The sequence below is a fragment of the Gammaproteobacteria bacterium genome (assembly GCA_013001575.1).
Lineage (GTDB): Bacteria > Pseudomonadota > Gammaproteobacteria > Steroidobacterales > JABDMI01 > JABDMI01.
Genome location: JABDMI010000036.1, coordinates 34057 through 51885, shown reverse-complemented (window position 1 = coordinate 51885; position 17829 = coordinate 34057). Strand labels below are relative to the sequence as shown.

Here is a 17829-nt window from a genome sequence, read left to right as displayed (position 1 = left end):
ATAAGCAATGAAACAATATCTCGACATGATGCGCCACGTTCTTGAGAACGGGGTGAAAAAAGAAGACCGCACCGGCACCGGCACGCTCAGTGTGTTTGCCCACCAAATGCGTTTTGATCTGCAACAGGGTTTTCCGCTGGTGACTACCAAGCGCCTGCATTTACGTTCAATCATTCATGAACTGTTGTGGTTTTTAAAAGGCGACACCAATATCGCTTATCTTAAAGACAACAAAGTCAGTATCTGGGACGAGTGGGCCGATGAGAATGGTGATCTTGGCCCGGTGTATGGCAAACAATGGCGGTCCTGGACCAGTCCGACGGGTGAGGTCATTGATCAGATCAGTCGGGCTGTTGAATTGATCAAAACCAATCCGGATTCACGCCGCATAATCGTAAACGCCTGGAACGTGGGTGAATTGTCACAAATGGCGCTAACCCCGTGTCATGCCTTGTTCCAGTTCTATGTGGCCGAAGGCAAACTGTCTTGCCAGCTCTACCAGCGCAGTGCCGATATTTTCCTGGGTGTACCGTTCAACATCGCTTCTTATGCCTTGCTCACCCATATGATGGCGCAGCAATGTGATCTGGACGTGGGCGATTTCATTTGGACTGGTGGTGATTGCCATTTATACTCCAATCATCTGGAGCAAACCCGTTTACAATTATCGCGCGAGCCATACGGACTGGCCAAACTAAATATCAAGCGCAAACCGGAAAGTATTTTCGATTACCAGTACACAGACTTCGAGATCACAGATTATGAGTATCATAAGTCGATTAAAGCGCCTATTGCCGTCTGATAAAAAAGCAGCATCTGACGACACGGCTGAAGAACAAAAACAAACCGAAGAAAAGTCCACCGGGCGGCCGGACTTGATCTGTCATGTGGTGGCCTTCTCCAATAATCGCGTGATCGGGGTGGATGGTGGCTTGCCGTGGCGCTTGCCCAATGACCTCAAACATTTCAAAAAACTCACCCTGAACAAACCCATTTTAATGGGGCGTAAAACCTACGATTCCATCGGTAAGCCCTTACCCAAAAGACGCAATATCGTTTTAAGCCGTAACCCGGATCTCAAACTTGATGGGTGTGAGGTCGTTACCTCAGTTGCACAGGCTTATGCCTTGTGTAAGGACGACCCCGAGTTAATGATCATCGGCGGCGGTAATTTGTATGAACAAACTTTGGAAGACGCCAAGCGCCTATTCGTCACTTTGGTTGATGTTGATCTGGACGGCGATGCTTTTTATCCCAAGATCGATCTCAAAAAATGGAAAATGGATCATCACCAGCAAAACCCGAAAGACGAAAAGCATAAGTATGCGTACAATTTTATGCAATTGGACCGGGTAGAGTAGTTTTTGAATTCGTAGGATGGGCAAAATGTAATGTGCCCATCAATTTGTTTCATTGGCGATGGGCACGCAAGCTTTGCCCATCCTACAACTGAGGTTCTTAAAAATCCCGTTTAACTTTGTGAGATCCCGGATCAGGTCCGGGAATTCGAGTTATGTTTGGTCATGACAAATATCCGTAGGATGGGCAAAACACCGTGTGCCCATCGTGATATCTCAGCTAGATAAATACGCTTTATCTATTTCACTCAAGCTGTTTTTAACCAGCTTTTCCGCTGTTCCAAGATCCAGTTCCGAAACATCATTTAATTCTTCACACAATACGTCCAGGATCTTGTTTTGTGTATCACCCCGGCGTAATGCTTCGGCGTACGGAATGTGATGAAACATGACCATGGAATAGCGGGGAATAAAATAATCCGGAAAATTCGATTCCAGCTCCCATTCAATTGCTTTGCGTAAATGAAATTTCGGATGCCGAACGCTGTCACGCATGGTGATGTAATTTTCCAGTGCCATTTGGGCAATGGCGTCGGCATTTTGTTTGCGGCGAATAGAAAATTGACTAAACACCGCGCCCCAATCCTGATTGAAAGTTTCGATTAATTCGTCAATCAAAATGCAATCCTCAAACCCGCTATTCATGCCCTGACCATGAAATGGAACAATCGCGTGGGATGAATCGCCAGCCAGCAATACCTTGTTTTGCCAATGTAAGGGGTTGCAATATACAGTTCCAAGCACGCCTTGCGGGTTGTTTTTAAAATCTTTCAAGAGGTCGGGAATCAGATCCAGGGTGTCGGGGAATTGTTGCCGGAAGAATTTTAAAATAGAGTCGTCATCTCTTAATTCAGAAAAACTATTCTCTCCGTGTTTTGGCATAAACAAGGTTAAAGTGAAGCTGCCGTCATCGTTAGGCAGGGCAATTAACATGTATTGACCACGCGGCCAAATGTGCAAGGCTTCGCGGATGATCTGGTATTCACCATTAACTCCAGCCGGAATAGTTAATTCCTTGTAAGCGTGGTCGAGTAACTCGTCGCGATTAGACAAGATGTTTGCCGCGACCAGATCACGACGAATGCGTGAGCCGGCGCCGTCACAGGCAAATACATGTTCAGCGGGAATATCAATGACCTCTTGATTAGCTTGATCGCGAATGTTTATACACAATGCTTCCAGATTCACACCCAGACATGCGTGTCTGAAATGAAATGTCACCTGACCGGTTTCTTCGGCCTCGGTCATCAAGGCTTTATTCAAACCGGCGCGCGACAATGAGTAATTCACTTCATGACGTTTGCTGCCATAGGCCTGAAACTGTTGCGTGCCATCCGCCGCATGCAGTTGTCTTCCGGCCATGGGCACCAGCATGGGTTTGATCTTGTCGAAAACCCCGGCTTTTTTTAATGCTCGAATCCCGCGGTGCGCCAGGGCGAGATTGATCGAGCGTCCGGCGTCAACTTCCTGTAAACGCATGTCCATGCTGCGTTCGTAGACATTGACGTGATAGCCACGGCGGGCGAGAAATATAGCCAGCAGTGAACCCGTAAGACCGGCACCGATGATGGTTAATGGCTGATGTTCTGACATGCAGTGATTATAAGCGAGAGATTAAAGTTTTATGCTATATTTAATTTTCAACTTGAACGGAGTTACACGGTGAAACATGTTTCCATTGGCCTTTTATTTTTCTCATTTGTTTTTACAACTACCGCGCTAATGGCCGGTCCCGACCGGGTCACCGGAATTCCCGGAACCACACGTTCTGAAGTGATCGCGCAAAACGGCATGGTGGCAACCAGCCAGCCGCTCGCTACCCAGGTTGGTCTGGATATTCTCAAAGCCGGGGGTAATGCCATTGATGCAGCCATTGCTGCGAATGCGGCTTTAGGTCTGATGGAGCCCACCGGCAACGGTATCGGGGGCGATCTGTTTGCGATCGTCTGGAGTGCCAAAGATAAAAAACTTTATGGCTTGAATGCATCCGGTCGTTCACCGCAAGGCATGAGTTACGTCGATCTTCAATCCGAACTGGAAAAACGCGGCACCCACAAGATTCCGGCTTATGGTGTGTTGCCGATCAGTGTGCCCGGTACGGTGGATGGCTGGTTTGAGTTGCATAATAAATTTGGCAGTATGCAAATGTCCGACATCCTCCAGCCAACAATTGACTATGCCAACAAGGGCTTTCCAGTCTCGGAGCTTATTGCTTTTTACTGGGAACGCAGCCAATCGCGTTTCAAGGATCAGCCGGGTGCCTGGCAAGAAACTTATTATCCGAGTGGTAAGGCACCTAAAAAAGGCGAGGTGTTTAAAAATCCGGACTTGGCCAAGACGTTAGCTTTATTGGCAAGCAAGGGTCGCGAGGCTTTTTACCAGGGCGAGATCGCCGACAAAATGGATGCGTTTATGCGAGCTAATGGTGGCTATATGCGTAAAGTAGATTTCACTTCGCACAAATCCGAATGGGTAGAGCCTTTGAGTGTGAATTACCGTGGATACGATGTGTGGGAGTTACCTCCGAACGGTCAGGGGATTGCGGCTTTGCAAATGCTATCGATCCTGAAAAATTTTGATATTAAGTCCATGGGGTATAACTCGGTCGAATCACTGCATCATTTGATCGAGGCCAAAAAACTGGCCTTTGAAGATCGGGCAAAATTTTATGCCGATCCGGATTTTAGCCAACAACCCATCGCTGCATTGTTATCCGACAAGTACGGAAAGCAACGCGCCAGCTTGATAGGTGAACGTTCAGCACGTACAGTTGACGCGGGTCATCCGGGCTTACGCAAGGGTGACACCATTTACATGACCACGGCGGATAAAGACGGCAACATGGTGTCGTTAATTCAAAGCAACTATCGAGGCATGGGGTCGGGTATTGTGATCCCGGATACCGGTTTTATGCTGCAAGACCGCGGTGAGTTATTCTCTATGGATCCGGGACACGCGAATGTGTATGCCCCGAATAAAAGACCTTTTCACACTATCATTCCTGCCTTTGTCACTAAAAATGACAAGCCTTACATCAGTTTTGGTTTAATGGGTGGCGGTATGCAACCGCAGGGACATGTGCAGATCATTGTGAATCACATCGATTTCGGCATGAATTTGCAGGAAGCCGGAGATGCCGCCCGTTGGCAACACTTTGGTTCCACCGAACCAACCGAGTCGAATTCCAAATATTTAAGCGATGGCGGTTATGTGGAAGTGGAATCCGGTGTTCCCTATGACATTGTGCGTGGACTGATGCTGAAGGGTCACAAAGTCCGTTTTGGGGTTGGTGGTTATGGCGGCTATCAGGCGATTTTATGGGATGAAAAGAATAAAGTGTTTTATGGCGCTTCCGAATCACGCAAAGATGGTCAGGCCGCAGGCTATTAAAATCTTGATCACAGGTTAATCATGTCTCTTATCGTTCTTGCCGTAGTTTCAGTTGTCGCTTTTGCTGCCATGCGTTTGAGCATGAATGTGATTTACCGTTCTTTGGACAAATTTAAAGGCAAACCCGAATCCAAAAAAACCATACGTAAAGCCATGCTGATCATTAGCCCGATTGTGTGGGTGTTGATCTTCATTATCCCCATGGATTATGGCGGCATTCCCCGCGACATGAATCTCTGGATCATGAATTGGTCAGTCAAAGTCATCGGCTATTTCGCCACACCGGCTTTGGTGGCGGTTTTTGCTGCCATCCTGCTGGAAAACAAGTGAAATACAATCTCGAACATATTAAAAACCGGGCAGTTGGAACCATCGGGTTTCTGGTTGCCATCTGGCTTATTTTTGTATTCGACAGATTTCTACCGCTGGAAAACTACGGTTTGATACCGCGCAGCGGGCAAGGGATGTACGGGATTGTGAGCATGCCTTTTTTGCATAGTGACTGGAAACACATCCTAAACAACACCTGGCCACTTCTGGTGTTGCTGAATATTCTCGCCAACACCACGCGCAATTTCTGGCAAGTCATTGCCAGCATTGTGATTGGCAGCGGAATCTTGTTGTGGATATTCGGGCGCACTGCCATTCACATTGGCGCCAGTGGTCTGGTATTTGGTTTGATCGGCTATCTGTTAGTCGCCGGACTGAGAACCAAAGAAAGTGTGCCCTTGATGGGCTCGGCGATCGTGTTCAGTTTGTACGGCGGGATAATTTTCTCGGGTATTTCACCATTACAAAGCCACGTGTCCTGGGAAGGACACTTGTTCGGATTATTGGTCGGCGCCGGTCTGGGCTGGCTTGAGCAAGGATCTGGCCGAAAAAGTTAAATAGTTCTTTAACTTATTGGTACATCGGCTAGAATCGATACAAACGTAACGCGACACTGACACACACCAACAGAGAACTCGAGCGAATATGATTCTATTTGGCAAAAAAGGTTTGAGTTCACCGATAAAAAAAGGCGATTTCCATTGCCCCAATTGCCGCTCGGTGCAAAATTTTGAATTAAAAAGAGTGCGTGATTTTGTCACCTTTTACCAGGTGCCTTTAATCCCTTTAAACCAGTTGGGTGATTATGTGGAGTGTCTGGCTTGTAAGGATACGTATAAGCCTTTAGTTCTGGATTCGGATAGAGATCTGAGTAAATCCGAGTTTGAAGCCGAGTACCATTCAGCGATTAAAACAGTGATGCTATTAATGCTGTTGATCGACAACAAACTGCGTCAGGCCGAATTCGACATGGTGCAGCAGGTTTATCAACGCCTCACGCGTAAATCCATCAGTATCGAACAGTTAAAACGTGAAGCAAGTTTGCTTAAGGGACAAGAATACGACTTGAAAAAAACGCTGCGACGCCTGCAAGGAAATCTCAATGATGAAGGCAAGGAACTGGTGCTCAAGGCCGCATTCTATGTAGCGATGGCCGATGGCGAATTTCAAGACGCCGAACAGGAATACCTGGCAAAAATAGCTTCCGACCTGGGTATGTCACCCGCACATTTTCAGGGCGTGATCAGTACCGCGTGACCGGGTTTAGACTGAAGTGCAAACACAGCGGTTTTAATTATTGCTCTTAAAAACGTATTCATTACGGTTGATGTATTTTTCAGATTCTGGTGTTTTAAAGTCATTCCGGATAACAAAGCGCGAATCTGATATCTCATAGGTCGTACGTATCATCGCAGCCTGGTTATTGTCTTTGCCCATCGCTTCAGTGACCAGGACCAGTGAATTTTCAGGAATCAATTCACGCCTGGATATAATATTTTTATCCAGTTTTGTTCCGTCCCTGGATAGCCGAATTTTGCCGGTCGAATTCATGTGCGGTTCATCCGGATATTCTATTTGATAAGCGACTTTATAATTCGATCTGATATCCACCTTTGCCTTGCTTGGAATTGTGTAGCGTTTATTCTTGCCGCTGTAATCCAGATAGGTTAGGGTTCCGGACCATTCTTTATTGATCAAGGGTGTGAAATCCTCAATGCTCGCTTTAGGACCGGTATATTCTGAATCTGGATCACTATGTGTTTTACTGCAGGCGGCCAACATAATGCCCGTCAGGATGAAAGTAAGAAGCAGTGCTGTTTTTTTCATGCTATTGATCCCGGGCATCTACAAGTTTTTTTCAGGTATAAATTTTAAATCCAATCTGCGTAAATTTAGGGTTTTATTTTCCCAAACAAGTCGTATTCGTCGGCGTCATCGATAAGCACCTCATAAAACTCACCCACTTTAACCTCAGGGTGTGGATCGATCTTGACCAGTCCATCGATCTCCGGGGCGTCGGCTTCGCTACGGGCAATGATCACATCCTCAAGTATCTCGTCTACCAGGACACGTTGGGTGCTGCCAATTTTGTTTTGTAGTTTAGCTGATGAGATTGCTTGTTGGGTTTGCATAAACTTATGCCAACGCGCTTCTTTGATAGCGTCCGGCACGTGGTTTTCCAGTGCATTTGCGCGAGCACCCTCTACCGGCGAATACTGAAAACAGCCAACCCGGTCGAGTTGGGCTTGTTTCAAGAATGCCAGCAATTCTTCAAACTCTTCATCGGTCTCACCCGGAAAGCCGACAATAAAGGTGCTGCGAATGGTGATCTCAGGACAGATCTCGCGCCATTTCTTGATGCGCTCCAGGGTATTGACCGCAGCAGCCGGGCGTTTCATTCTTTTGAGTACGGACGGACTGCCATGTTGTAAAGGAATGTCGAGATAGGGAAGAATCTTGCCTTCGGCCATCAAGTGTATGACCTTGTCCACATGCGGGTAAGGGTAGACATAATGCAAACGCGCCCAGATCCCTAAACGCCCAAGCGCCACACACAGGTCTTCAAAACGGGTGTCGTATTCGTTGCCTAGCCATGAACCTTTTTGGTATTTAATATCGACGCCATAGGCACTGGTGTCCTGAGCGATAACCAGGAGTTCTTTAACCCCGGCGGCTGCCAGGCGTTGGGCTTCACCCATCACATCGGAAATATTACGGCTTTGGAGTTTGCCGCGCATGCTCGGAATAATGCAAAAACTGCATTTGTGATTACAGCCTTCGGAAATTTTCAAATACGCGTAATGCCGGGGCGTGAGCTTGACGCCGGTATCGGTCAATTGTCTCGGGATCAGGTCCAGATGCGGATTCACTTCAGGAATCGGCACATGTTTATGCACTTCCGAGACCACCGATTCGTATTGCTGCGGTCCGGTTATGGCCAGCACATTCGGATGTTGTTCACGAATCACGTCGGGATGTACGCCCAGACAACCGGTCACAATGACCTTGCCATTCTCGTTCAGAGCCTCGCCAATGGTATCCAGACTTTCGGCCACTGCGGAGTCAATGAAGCCACAGGTATTCACCACCACCACATCGGCATCGTCATAATTACCGACAATGTCGTAACCATCCACCCGCAACTGGGTGAGTATTCTTTCGGAATCCACCAGGGCTTTAGGGCAGCCCAGGCTGACAAAGCCGACGGTGCCGTGGGCAGGGATTGTTGTAGAAGGGGAATCAGACACAGGAAATCTATCGAATCGTTTAAAATGCCATTTTACCAGTATTGCTCAATCCGAATATTCTAATGTCCGAATCCTTTTCAAATTTGACCGCCGACGCCATCTACGCCAAAAAGATCACTCAGGTGGAAGATTTTCGTTTTGATGATGCCGTGGCCTCGGTATTTACCGACATGGTCAATCGTTCCATTCCAGCGTATGCCGATCTGGTCAAGTACATTGGTTTGCTTGCACAGCGTTACGTTGAACCCGATTCCAGAGTTTATGATCTGGGTTGTTCATTGGGGGCGGTCAGTTTGAGTGTGGATCAGTCGGTACAGGATAAAAAATTCGAGATTATTGCGGTGGATAATTCACAAGCCATGTTAAATCGATTAACCGAGGTGACCAAAGATTATCAATGGCAACATCCATTCAAGACTGTAGTTGCCGACATTCGTGATATTGATCTGCAGTCGAATTCATTCACGGTGTTGAATTTCGTTTTACAGTTTCTGGAGCCTGCGGATCGGATCACGATGCTACAAAAGATTCATGCGTCGCTGAATGCGGGTGGTGCATTGATCTTGTCGGAAAAGATCAAGTTTGATGATCCAACTGATGACGCACTGGTTTTTGATCTGCACCACGATTTCAAACGCTCACAGGGATATTCCGAGCTTGAGATTGCCCAAAAACGTAATGCTCTGGAAGAGGTCATGCGCCTGGACACGGATTCGGTGCAAATACAGCGGCTTAAAGACCTTGGTTTCCAAAAAGTCATTAAATGGTTTCAGGCCTTTAATTTCGTGTCGTATCTCGCAATTAAATAGCCCGAACGCTTCGAATTCTTACCTATGCCAATTAAAGACTTTTATCCACTGGATGATCTCAAGTATTTACTCGGGACAACAGAATTGCAGGCTAAAGAGGCCTTATTCTCGCGTGTCGAATCGCTTATTCAGAATTGTCAGCATGGTGATATACCTCGCTGGATGGCGGCTTTAGAAGCGATTCAACAATTTGCCTCGCCCCTGTGTGAGGTCGGTGAAACTCTGAATTTGGGATATTCGGCATCGCACCCTGAAAAACTGATCCCACATTTGCAGCAACTCAAACCCTGGCGCAAGGGGCCATTCAATCTGGCTGATGTGTTTATTGATACCGAATGGCACTCGGACTGGAAATGGCAACGCGTGGCACCGCATTTGAGTGACATGACTTACAGAACGGTTCTGGATGTGGGTTGCGGTAACGGGTATTTCGGATACCAGATGTTAGGCGCTGGTGCCAAAGCGGTGTTGGGTATTGATCCGATGTGGCTATTCATTTCACAATTTCTGGTGTTGCGCGAGTTTGCCGGAAACGTTCCCAATTTTGTTTTGCCGCTTGGGGTAGACGATCTACCGGAAAATCTTACTGGTTTTGATACGGTGTTCTCGATGGGCGTTTTGTATCACCGTAAATCGCATTTAGAACATCTGGCCAAATTAAAAAGTTTGTTGCGCGAGGAGGGTGAACTGGTGTTGGAAACTTTGGTGCTTGATACAGATGAAGATAAAGTTTTGATCCCCGAAGGACGTTACGCGAAAATGCGAAACGTTTGGGCGGTGCCGTCTTTGTCCGTACTAAAACAATGGACTAAAGACGCCGGTTTTAACAATGTCCGCATTGTGGACGTGACTGAAACAACAATCGATGAACAACGCTGCACCGAGTGGATGAGTTTTGAATCATTACCCGATTTTCTGGATAAGGATGATAAGAGTAAAACCGTGGAAGGACACCCAAGACCGGTTAGGGCGGTAGTTATAGCGAACAAGTGACAAGGAATGTTAGATAACGAGTCATGATAAACTTAAGCGTACACTTGATGATTGCTGTTATCAAAAAAGGAGAAGTAATTTATGTCTTATGTAGATGGTTATGTGCTTGCGGTTCCGAAGAAGAACAAGTCCGATTACATTAAGCTTGCTCAAGAATCCGCTGTCGTGTTTAAAGATCATGGTGCCTTGTCAGTCGTCGAGAACTGGGCAGACGATGTGCCAGATGGAGAACTGACATCACTACCGATGGCGGTTAAGTGTGAGGAAGGCGAAGTTGTGGTTTTTTCCTGGATCACCTGGCCTTCCCGTGAAGCCCGTGATGCAGGCAATAAAGCCGCGATGGAGGATCCTCGCTTGCAGGGTTGGGATATGAGTAAAATGCCTTTTGATGGTAAACGGATGATATACGGTGGATTTGTTACCATTCTCGAGTGTTAGTCTTAAGGTCATAACCGGCATTTAATGCCGAATCTTGTAATAGGGCGCGCTTTTCAATACTGCCACCATGTTTTCTGAAACCATGTTCGGGCATTCGGTACAATCAAAGTTAAAACTTATTTGTTATTAGAGTTGAATCAAAATGAAATACCTAAAATACTTTGCAGGGTCACTGATCATCAGTTTCGGTATCTTGCTCGTGGTTGCAGTTGTGGTAGCTGCCGGTGAGATAAAAATGCCGGACAACACCGGAGATTACTTGCTCTACATCTGGATCGGCATTGCCATTGTGATCATGCCGTTTGCGAAAAAAATTATACGCGTGGAGTGATTCAATGTTGTATTTGAATCACCTGTTTAGTCTGGACGCTCATGTCTCTTTCAGGAGCCGGACATGAATTGCTGTAAAGGTTACGCTATGATGTCTACCTCAATAGTTTTAGTACCTGTATTTGGAGAGCACAATGAGTTTTGTAAATAATTTTAAACCGGTCAATATCATTCTCATCGGACTTGTGAATTGTGCAGTGTTTGCAGGTGAGAGTGTCATTGCTGACAATATGGCAATGGAAGATTCCAAAACAGAAGTTGCGGAAAGTGCGGTTATTGAAAAGTCAGATAGCGATGTTACTGACAATGCAGAAAGTCCTGTTATTGAAGAGGCAGAAAAGAATCCCTGCATCTCTACAAAGCCCGAGCTCGGTGATTCGGCATTTTGGGCGATCACGGCGATAGAACAATTTGCCGACAAGCAATACGAAAACGCAGTTAACACAGTAAATACCTGCTTCAGTCAGTGGGGCCCGGATGCGGGTCAACAGCAAAAAATGTATCACGATGAAGGCAAGAAATGCCCTCCGACCGGCAAGGTTGGCGCGAAAAGTAAAGGGAAAATTGAAAAAAATTACCTGATGAACGACGTCTCTACGGCACTATGGGCTAAAGCACGTTCATTGCACATGCTAGGCAAGACTGAACAAGCCAAGCAGGCCTATAGCCAGTGTATGTACATGACCTGTGGACGTACCTGGGATCCTAATGGCTGGTACTGGAGTCCGGCAAAAGATTGTGCGAAACAGGTACAATCTATAATGTGATCTGCAAGCTAAAGGCAAACCAACTTGAGTAAATTGGACGGCAATTTTCAATCGCCCCACTTTTAACAAGACTTGTAGATATATAAAAAATTAAGCTGTTTTAAAGTTCCGCCGCAAGAATTTTTCTAATTGTGTTGTGATGGGCACCATTTATTTAGTGCCTTCAGTATCACCGCCAAATTGAAAAATCTCACTATTTCAAAGAGCTGACAAAGCATGAATTTTCTACTTCTGGTTTTAGGCATGGCCTTGCTTGCGCTTGGTGGTGAAGCATTGATCAGAGGATCCTTGGCTGCAGCCAAGCGACTTGGTGTGTCTCCATTATTAAGCGGCCTGATCATTGTCGGTTTCGGCACCTCAGCACCAGAGTTAGTAGTCACGCTTGATGCAGCACTTAACCAACGACCGGATATTGCTATCGGCAATGTTGTTGGGAGTAATATCAGTAATGTATTGCTGATCTTGGGCATATGTGCCCTGATCACACCATTACAAGTCAGGCCATTGGTTCTTCGCCGGGATGCTGTCACAGTGGTAGTGGCAAGTATGTTATTTCTAATATTGGCTGGTGGAAAAGCGTTGCAGCGAACAGACGCCATGATCTTATTGCTGGCCTTGGCGGCTTATCTGGTATGGGCGTATAGGACTGAACGTTTTCATGCTGCACCTTCGGCGGAACTGCATAAAGCCGAATCCGAAGAAATAACAGCGTTGCCGAGATCGGCAATCTGGACAGTAACGATGGTGATTGTCGGGCTGCTGCTTTTAATAAGTGGCTCACAAGTGCTACTTAAGGGGGCGGTCGGGATTGCCGAGAACTTTGGCGTTTCCGAAGCGGTTATCGGTTTGACACTGGTTGCGGTAGGAACATCACTTCCAGAACTTTCTATTTCGGTGATTGCCGCTTTACGCGGGCATGCTGATGTGGCGGTTGGCAATGTACTCGGCAGCAATATTTTTAATTTGTTGGGAATTCTGGGTATATCCGCTTTACTGCAGCCACTCCCTGTGCATGCAAGAATTTTGCAATTCGATCAATGGGTGATGCTGGGTATATCGGTATTGCTTTTACTGTTTTTGTATACAGGTCGGCAATTAAACCGCTTGGAAGGTGGCGTACTTTTGGCGGGTTTTGGTGTTTATATAGGCCTGAGTTTTACTGTATTTGGCGTCACTTGATCTTATACAATTCCTCACGCGTCTTATACATTACCCAGGAAGTCAAAATGTATTTGTCATTCGACTCGGGAATCTCACCTTTGTGTGTATGCGTAAAACCCGCGGGCGCAATGACCAAAGTACCGGTCTTGGGTGAAATGGTCTGATTTTGGTAATAGAACGAAGTGCCTCCACCTTTCTCAACGTCATTCAAGTAATACATCCACAACAAGGTGCGATGCAATGACGCATTGCTCTCGTCATGCGGGTGCGGGTAATGCTCGGAATGCCAGTGGTGATAGCCGCCCGACCCCTTATTGTATTTTTGCAGATTGGTTTTACCCAAGCGAAATACCGAGGTAATGAAATTTGCCAACAAACTATCATCCATCGAAGTAATATCCTCGGCTCGAATTTCTTTGGCCTGATTTGAACCCGGGGGTGTCCAGTTCAGTGACAATGCACCGACCAGAAAATGTGGATATTCGCGGGCGTATCGAATTAGCCCATGCAGGGTTATCTGGTGAATAGCGCTGAGTTCCGCATGCCAGTCTTGATGTGGGTCGAGCATGAGATCCAGACTGTCTTTCTTGTTGGCGTCTACGCCTTGACCGGTTTGGCCTTGATAGGTGCGTGAGTCACTGTCGAATTTGTTGATCAGGGTTTGGCAAAATTCCGCGTTCAGACAATCGGGGTAAATGCCAATGAAATTATTTTTATCAGTCATGCTTGCATTCATCAACCGTCAGCAACATTCCTCACGGAATATTAGATAAGAGAAAAGGGCGTTTTATTTATTCGTTGATTGTGTACTGGCCACGTTTTTATCGGCCGCGGCTTCCTTGGGTAATAACAAGGCCGGGTCCACCCAGGTGCGGTTCATTTGCACTCCGAAATGCAAATGCGGCCCGGTCACTCTGCCAGTTGCGCCCACGTCACCGATCCTGTCGCCTTGCGCAACAATATCACCGGCTTTTACATCGATCTTGCTCATATGACAATACATCGTGATCAAGCCCTGGCCGTGATTCACAAACACCGTGTTGCCATTAAAGAAATAATCCCCGGTCTCAATGACGGTGCCGTCGGCAACGCTTAATATTGGCGTGCCAGTATCGGCGGCAATGTCCATCCCGCTGTGCGGGTTACGCGACTGACCATTGAACACGCGGCGTAAACCAAAAGAACTGCTGCGTGGACCCATGACCGGATAAATAAAATCAAACGGCACGTGGTCGGAATCGGTCCAGGTCGCTTTGGCATTATTGATGCGCACTTTTTCTTTTTGATAACGCGCCAGATTCTTTTCACTCAAGTTCACCTGGCCCGGCTTAACAGTTAATTCCTGGGTGCGGTACTTTTTGTCTTGAATTGTGACCGCTAAGGTCGGGTTTTTGAGTTTGTTGGTTTTGTTTAAGACACCATGCACGATCAATTCGGCTTTGCCCGGTTTTTGTTTTAAGGGAATGCCCGACACCGCCACCCATTCGTCATTTTTTGCGATCACCGCGACCTTTCTTTTGTACAAGGTCACTTTGGGTTTGGGGAATTTTGTGCTGATCCCGGTCGGGACTATGGCAATTCCGCCCGGCACCAGAGATTCTTCCGGCAAAGCTTGTGCGTTAACAGGCGGTTCGACTATGTCCGGATCCGACATGCTTTGTTCTGGAGCGGGATTCGCATTGGTTAAAAATGTGCCAAATAGCAATGTGGACAGAAAAAGGATCTTGAATAGTTTCATCGTATTTATAGTGCTCATTTTTTTGTGACTGAGGTGACTTGTGCCGAAAAATACCCATCGTGCAGTTCGGTGTTCAATTCTACACCGCTTTGAATTTGTTCTACCGACGAGACCACCGTTTTGCCCAGCTTAGCATCGTCAAGCTGAACCACGGCATAACCGCGTTGCAGGGTGGCTAATGGGCTGAGGGCATCGAGTTTGCCACTTTGCAGACCCAGACGATGCTTGTGCAAAGCAATCTTGTGCTGCACATTGTCCTGCAATCGCTTATACAAATAAGCCAGTTGTTTTTGGTTTTCTGTTAGTTTGTGCGCAGGCGTTTGGCGCCCCAACCGTTGTGAGATCCGTTCAAATCGTGTTCTTTTATCTCCTGTGATCCGTGTCATCAACTGCTGTAATCGTTTACTCAAGCCATCCAGACGTTGTTGTTGCTGATTCACCCACTGACCGGGATGCGCCAGGTGCAAGCGTTTGCGCAAATGCCCCAGCTGATTTTGCTCGCGCTGCAAACGATTACTCAGCATGCGAGCCATATGCTGCAACAAACTGCTCAAGCGGCCTAAAAGATCATCACTGCTGATCGGGGTGGCCAATTCGGCGGCGGCCGAGGGCGTTGGTGCGCGTAAGTCGGCAACAAAATCCAGAATGGTGAAATCGACTTCATGCCCAACCGCTGAAATGATCGGGGTTTTACACGCAAAGGCGGCACGCGCGACGCGCTCATCATTAAAGGCCCATAGATCTTCCAGTGAGCCGCCCCCGCGACCCACGATCAAGACATCGCATTTTCCTTCGTGGTCGGCTTGCATAATGGCATGACTGATCTCGGCCGGAGCCAGTTCGCCTTGTACCAAAACCGGGTAAAGCAACACCTCAACCAGCGGCATGCGTCGTTGCATGACCTGGGTGATGTCGTGCAAGGCAGCGCCGCTGCCTGAAGTGATGATGCCGATGCGATGCGGTAGGGTGGGCAAACTCTGTTTATGCTCGGCGGCAAACAGCCCTTCTTTGGATAACTGGTCGCGCAACTGCTCATAGGCACGTTGCAAAGCCCCGCTGCCGGCGTCTTCCATGTGTTCGGCGATGAGTTGATAGTCACCGCGTGCCTCGTACAAACTGATCTTGCCACGAACCATGACTTTGTCACCGTTTTCGGGTACAAAGCCGACCCTGGCGTTGGCACGCCGGAACATTGCGCAGCGGATTTGCGCATTTTCGTCTTTCAGACTGAAATACCAGTGCCCCGAAGACGGGCGCGCCAGGTTGGAGATCTCGCCTTCCAGCCACACCGCGGGCAACTCAATGTCCAGGATCTGCCGGACCGTGCGATTCAGTTCCGATACGCTATAAATATGTCGAGTGCTGTTTTCCAGACTGCTGTCCTGTTGAATGTTTGAGCGCTAAATATCAATCAGCTGACATCTTAGCGCCTTTGGATGCAAATGGTAATTTGAAATTTATCCACGTGGTCACATTTACCGCATGCTGCAGAGCAAGTATAATGAATTGTTAACTTCAGTCGTCATAGAGCTTTAGCGAGTTTACTTCAACTCCTCTTGACGCGATCAACACAGGATAGAGGTTAACATGCGCATAATTCAACAAGCTCTCACATTTGACGATGTACTTTTGCAGCCCGCTTATTCGGAAGTGCTACCACGCGATGTCGATCTCACTACCCGCTTAACCCGGGACATTCCACTCAATATTCCCTTGATCTCGGCGGCCATGGACACCGTGACCGAGGCCCGTTTGGCGATCTCACTGGCCCAGGAAGGTGGCATTGGCATAATCCACAAAAGCATGACTGCCGAAGAGCAAGCCGACCAGGTTCAGCAAGTTAAAAAATACGAAAGCGGAATCATTTCCGACCCAATCACGGTTACCCCAAAATCATCCATCCGTGATGTCCTGGAACTTAGCCGTCGTCACAAGATCAGTGGCATGCCGGTAGTTGACGGTAAAGACCTGGTCGGTATTGTGACCAACCGTGATTTACGTTTTGAGACCAAACTCGACGCGCCCGTGCATACGGTCATGACCCCCAAGGAAAAACTGGTCACGGTCAAAGAAGGCACTCAGCGCGATGAGGTATTGCATTTATTGCACAAGCACCGCATCGAGAAAATCCTGGTGGTGAATGACGCCTTTGAATTACGTGGCATGATCACGGTCAAGGATATTCAAAAATCCACCGATTTCCCCATCGCATGCAAAGACGAGCGCAGTCGTCTACGAGTTGGTGCTGCCGTGGGAACTGGTGCAGACACTCTGGAACGTGTCGCGGCTCTGGAAGCCGCCGGCGTAGATGTCATTGTGGTGGACACTTCACATGGGCATTCTAAAGGCGTGATCGACATGGTGCGATTGGTCAAACAACAGTATTCACATTTACAGGTGATCGGCGGTAACATCGTTACCGGTTCCGCGGCCGTAGCCCTGGTCGAAGCAGGCGCCGACGGGGTTAAGGTCGGCATCGGCCCGGGTTCTATTTGTACCACGCGTATTGTCGCGGGTGTAGGAGTTCCTCAGATCAGTGCGGTCGCGAATGTGGCTGAAGCGCTTAAAGATTCAGGCGTTCCACTGATCGCGGATGGTGGAATTCGCTACTCGGGCGACATTGCCAAGGCCTTGGTGGCCGGCGCCTACTCGATCATGGTTGGCAGCATGCTCGCCGGTACCGACGAAGCCCCGGGCGAAGTCGAGTTATATCAGGGACGTTCCTACAAATCGTATCGCGGCATGGGCTCGATCGGCGCTATGGCCAAAACCCACGGCTCCAGTGATCGTTATTTCCAGGATAAGACCGATGAAGTGGAAAAACTGGTGCCCGAAGGCATTGAAGGCCGCGTTCCCTACAAAGGCAGCATGGTATCCATTGTGCACCAGATGATGGGCGGTGTTCGTTCGGCCATGGGTTATACCGGTTGCCAGAATATGCTTGAAATGCGCACCAAGCCGGAATTTGTGCAGATCACCAATGCTGGGATGCAGGAGTCGCACGTACACGATGTGACGATTACTAAAGCGGCACCAAACTACAGACGATAATCCGTTTCATCTTTTGCTCGTATACTGCGTTAAAAAGAATTTAGAAAATACTCATTTACTCTACGTAAACTCCGTTTTTCAAAATCCTTTTTGCCTTGTCTACAAGCAAAATATTTCTCGGATGGTTCACAGCTTATAAAATATTAATAATTTTTGTCATTGCGAGGAGCTATTCAAATAGCGACGAAGCAATCTCAACTCAAAAAGTAAGAAGAC

At 47.6% G+C, this 17829-nt stretch carries 19 protein-coding genes; 13 read left to right on the top strand and 6 right to left on the bottom strand.

What is annotated here, in order from left to right:
- The first annotated feature begins 7 nt into the window (after positions 1-7).
- The gene (gene thyA, locus HKN88_03515; GenBank protein NNC97122.1) at positions 8-802 is read left to right on the top strand and encodes a thymidylate synthase; all 795 of its coding nucleotides are present in this window, start codon (positions 8-10) and stop codon (positions 800-802) included.
- On the top strand, positions 762-1361 hold the full coding sequence (locus HKN88_03510; protein ID NNC97121.1) for a dihydrofolate reductase: 600 nt from the start codon (positions 762-764) through the stop codon (positions 1359-1361). Before thyA ends, HKN88_03510 begins: the two co-directional genes overlap by 41 nt.
- Positions 1362-1574: 213 nt before the next feature.
- On the opposite strand, the gene HKN88_03505 is transcribed toward HKN88_03510, so the two are convergent.
- Complete coding sequence (locus HKN88_03505) at positions 1575-2951, bottom strand: FAD-dependent monooxygenase (protein ID NNC97120.1); 1377 nt, start codon at positions 2949-2951, stop codon at positions 1575-1577.
- A 129-nt stretch (positions 2952-3080) separates the two neighbouring features.
- Between HKN88_03505 and ggt the strand changes: the two genes are divergently transcribed.
- From ggt to HKN88_03485, 4 genes are all read left to right on the top strand, one after another.
- Positions 3081-4748 carry a gamma-glutamyltransferase gene (ggt, locus tag HKN88_03500; protein NNC97119.1) on the top strand — a complete coding sequence of 556 codons (1668 nt, stop codon included), beginning with the start codon at positions 3081-3083 and terminating at the stop codon, positions 4746-4748.
- Between the two features lie 21 nt (positions 4749-4769).
- Positions 4770-5078, top strand: coding sequence for a hypothetical protein (locus HKN88_03495; GenBank protein ID NNC97118.1), 309 nt, complete (start codon positions 4770-4772; stop codon positions 5076-5078).
- Complete coding sequence (locus HKN88_03490) at positions 5075-5635, top strand: rhomboid family intramembrane serine protease (GenBank protein NNC97117.1); 561 nt, start codon at positions 5075-5077, stop codon at positions 5633-5635. Before HKN88_03495 ends, HKN88_03490 begins: the two co-directional genes overlap by 4 nt.
- A gap of 88 nt (positions 5636-5723) precedes the next feature.
- Positions 5724-6335: a hypothetical protein gene (locus HKN88_03485; GenBank protein NNC97116.1), complete on the top strand. Its 612-nt coding sequence runs from the start codon at positions 5724-5726 to the stop codon at positions 6333-6335.
- Between the two features lie 33 nt (positions 6336-6368).
- On the opposite strand, the gene HKN88_03480 is transcribed toward HKN88_03485, so the two are convergent.
- Complete coding sequence (locus HKN88_03480; protein NNC97115.1) at positions 6369-6905, bottom strand: hypothetical protein; 537 nt, start codon at positions 6903-6905, stop codon at positions 6369-6371.
- A gap of 65 nt (positions 6906-6970) precedes the next feature.
- Positions 6971-8302 (bottom strand): 30S ribosomal protein S12 methylthiotransferase RimO, encoded by a 1332-nt coding sequence (rimO, locus tag HKN88_03475; GenBank protein NNC97114.1) that lies wholly within the window; start codon positions 8300-8302, stop codon positions 6971-6973.
- 86 nt (positions 8303-8388) lie between these two features.
- Here rimO and cmoA point away from each other — a divergent pair, with 86 nt between their 5' ends.
- The 6 genes from cmoA to HKN88_03445 all read left to right on the top strand — a co-directional run bounded on the left by cmoA (position 8389) and on the right by HKN88_03445 (position 12842).
- Positions 8389-9135, top strand: coding sequence for a carboxy-S-adenosyl-L-methionine synthase CmoA (gene cmoA / locus HKN88_03470; GenBank protein ID NNC97113.1), 747 nt, complete (start codon positions 8389-8391; stop codon positions 9133-9135).
- A 24-nt stretch (positions 9136-9159) separates the two neighbouring features.
- A complete protein-coding gene (cmoB, locus tag HKN88_03465) occupies positions 9160-10128 on the top strand; it encodes a tRNA 5-methoxyuridine(34)/uridine 5-oxyacetic acid(34) synthase CmoB (protein NNC97112.1) in 969 nt (322 codons plus the stop codon).
- A gap of 81 nt (positions 10129-10209) precedes the next feature.
- Complete coding sequence (locus HKN88_03460) at positions 10210-10566, top strand: DUF1428 domain-containing protein (protein NNC97111.1); 357 nt, start codon at positions 10210-10212, stop codon at positions 10564-10566.
- Between the two features lie 142 nt (positions 10567-10708).
- Positions 10709-10897 (top strand): hypothetical protein, encoded by a 189-nt coding sequence (locus HKN88_03455; GenBank protein ID NNC97110.1) that lies wholly within the window; start codon positions 10709-10711, stop codon positions 10895-10897.
- A gap of 133 nt (positions 10898-11030) precedes the next feature.
- Positions 11031-11663, top strand: a complete 633-nt coding sequence (locus tag HKN88_03450) for a hypothetical protein (protein NNC97109.1) — start codon at positions 11031-11033, stop codon at positions 11661-11663.
- 216 nt (positions 11664-11879) lie between these two features.
- Positions 11880-12842 (top strand): calcium/sodium antiporter, encoded by a 963-nt coding sequence (locus HKN88_03445; protein NNC97108.1) that lies wholly within the window; start codon positions 11880-11882, stop codon positions 12840-12842.
- Here the strand turns inward: HKN88_03445 and HKN88_03440 are convergent.
- The 3 genes from HKN88_03440 to xseA all read right to left on the bottom strand — a co-directional run bounded on the left by HKN88_03440 (position 12835) and on the right by xseA (position 15953).
- Entirely contained in the window at positions 12835-13548 is a 714-nt protein-coding gene (locus HKN88_03440; GenBank protein ID NNC97107.1) for a 2OG-Fe(II) oxygenase, read from the bottom strand. The two genes, HKN88_03445 and HKN88_03440, sit on opposite strands and share 8 nt — an antisense overlap.
- Positions 13549-13611: 63 nt before the next feature.
- Entirely contained in the window at positions 13612-14478 is an 867-nt protein-coding gene (locus HKN88_03435; protein ID NNC97106.1) for a peptidoglycan DD-metalloendopeptidase family protein, read from the bottom strand.
- Positions 14479-14576: 98 nt separating this feature from the next.
- Positions 14577-15953, bottom strand: a complete 1377-nt coding sequence (gene xseA / locus HKN88_03430) for an exodeoxyribonuclease VII large subunit (GenBank protein ID NNC97105.1) — start codon at positions 15951-15953, stop codon at positions 14577-14579.
- A 196-nt stretch (positions 15954-16149) separates the two neighbouring features.
- Between xseA and guaB the strand changes: the two genes are divergently transcribed.
- Positions 16150-17613: an IMP dehydrogenase gene (guaB, locus tag HKN88_03425; protein NNC97104.1), complete on the top strand. Its 1464-nt coding sequence runs from the start codon at positions 16150-16152 to the stop codon at positions 17611-17613.
- Positions 17614-17829 lie beyond the last annotated feature (216 nt).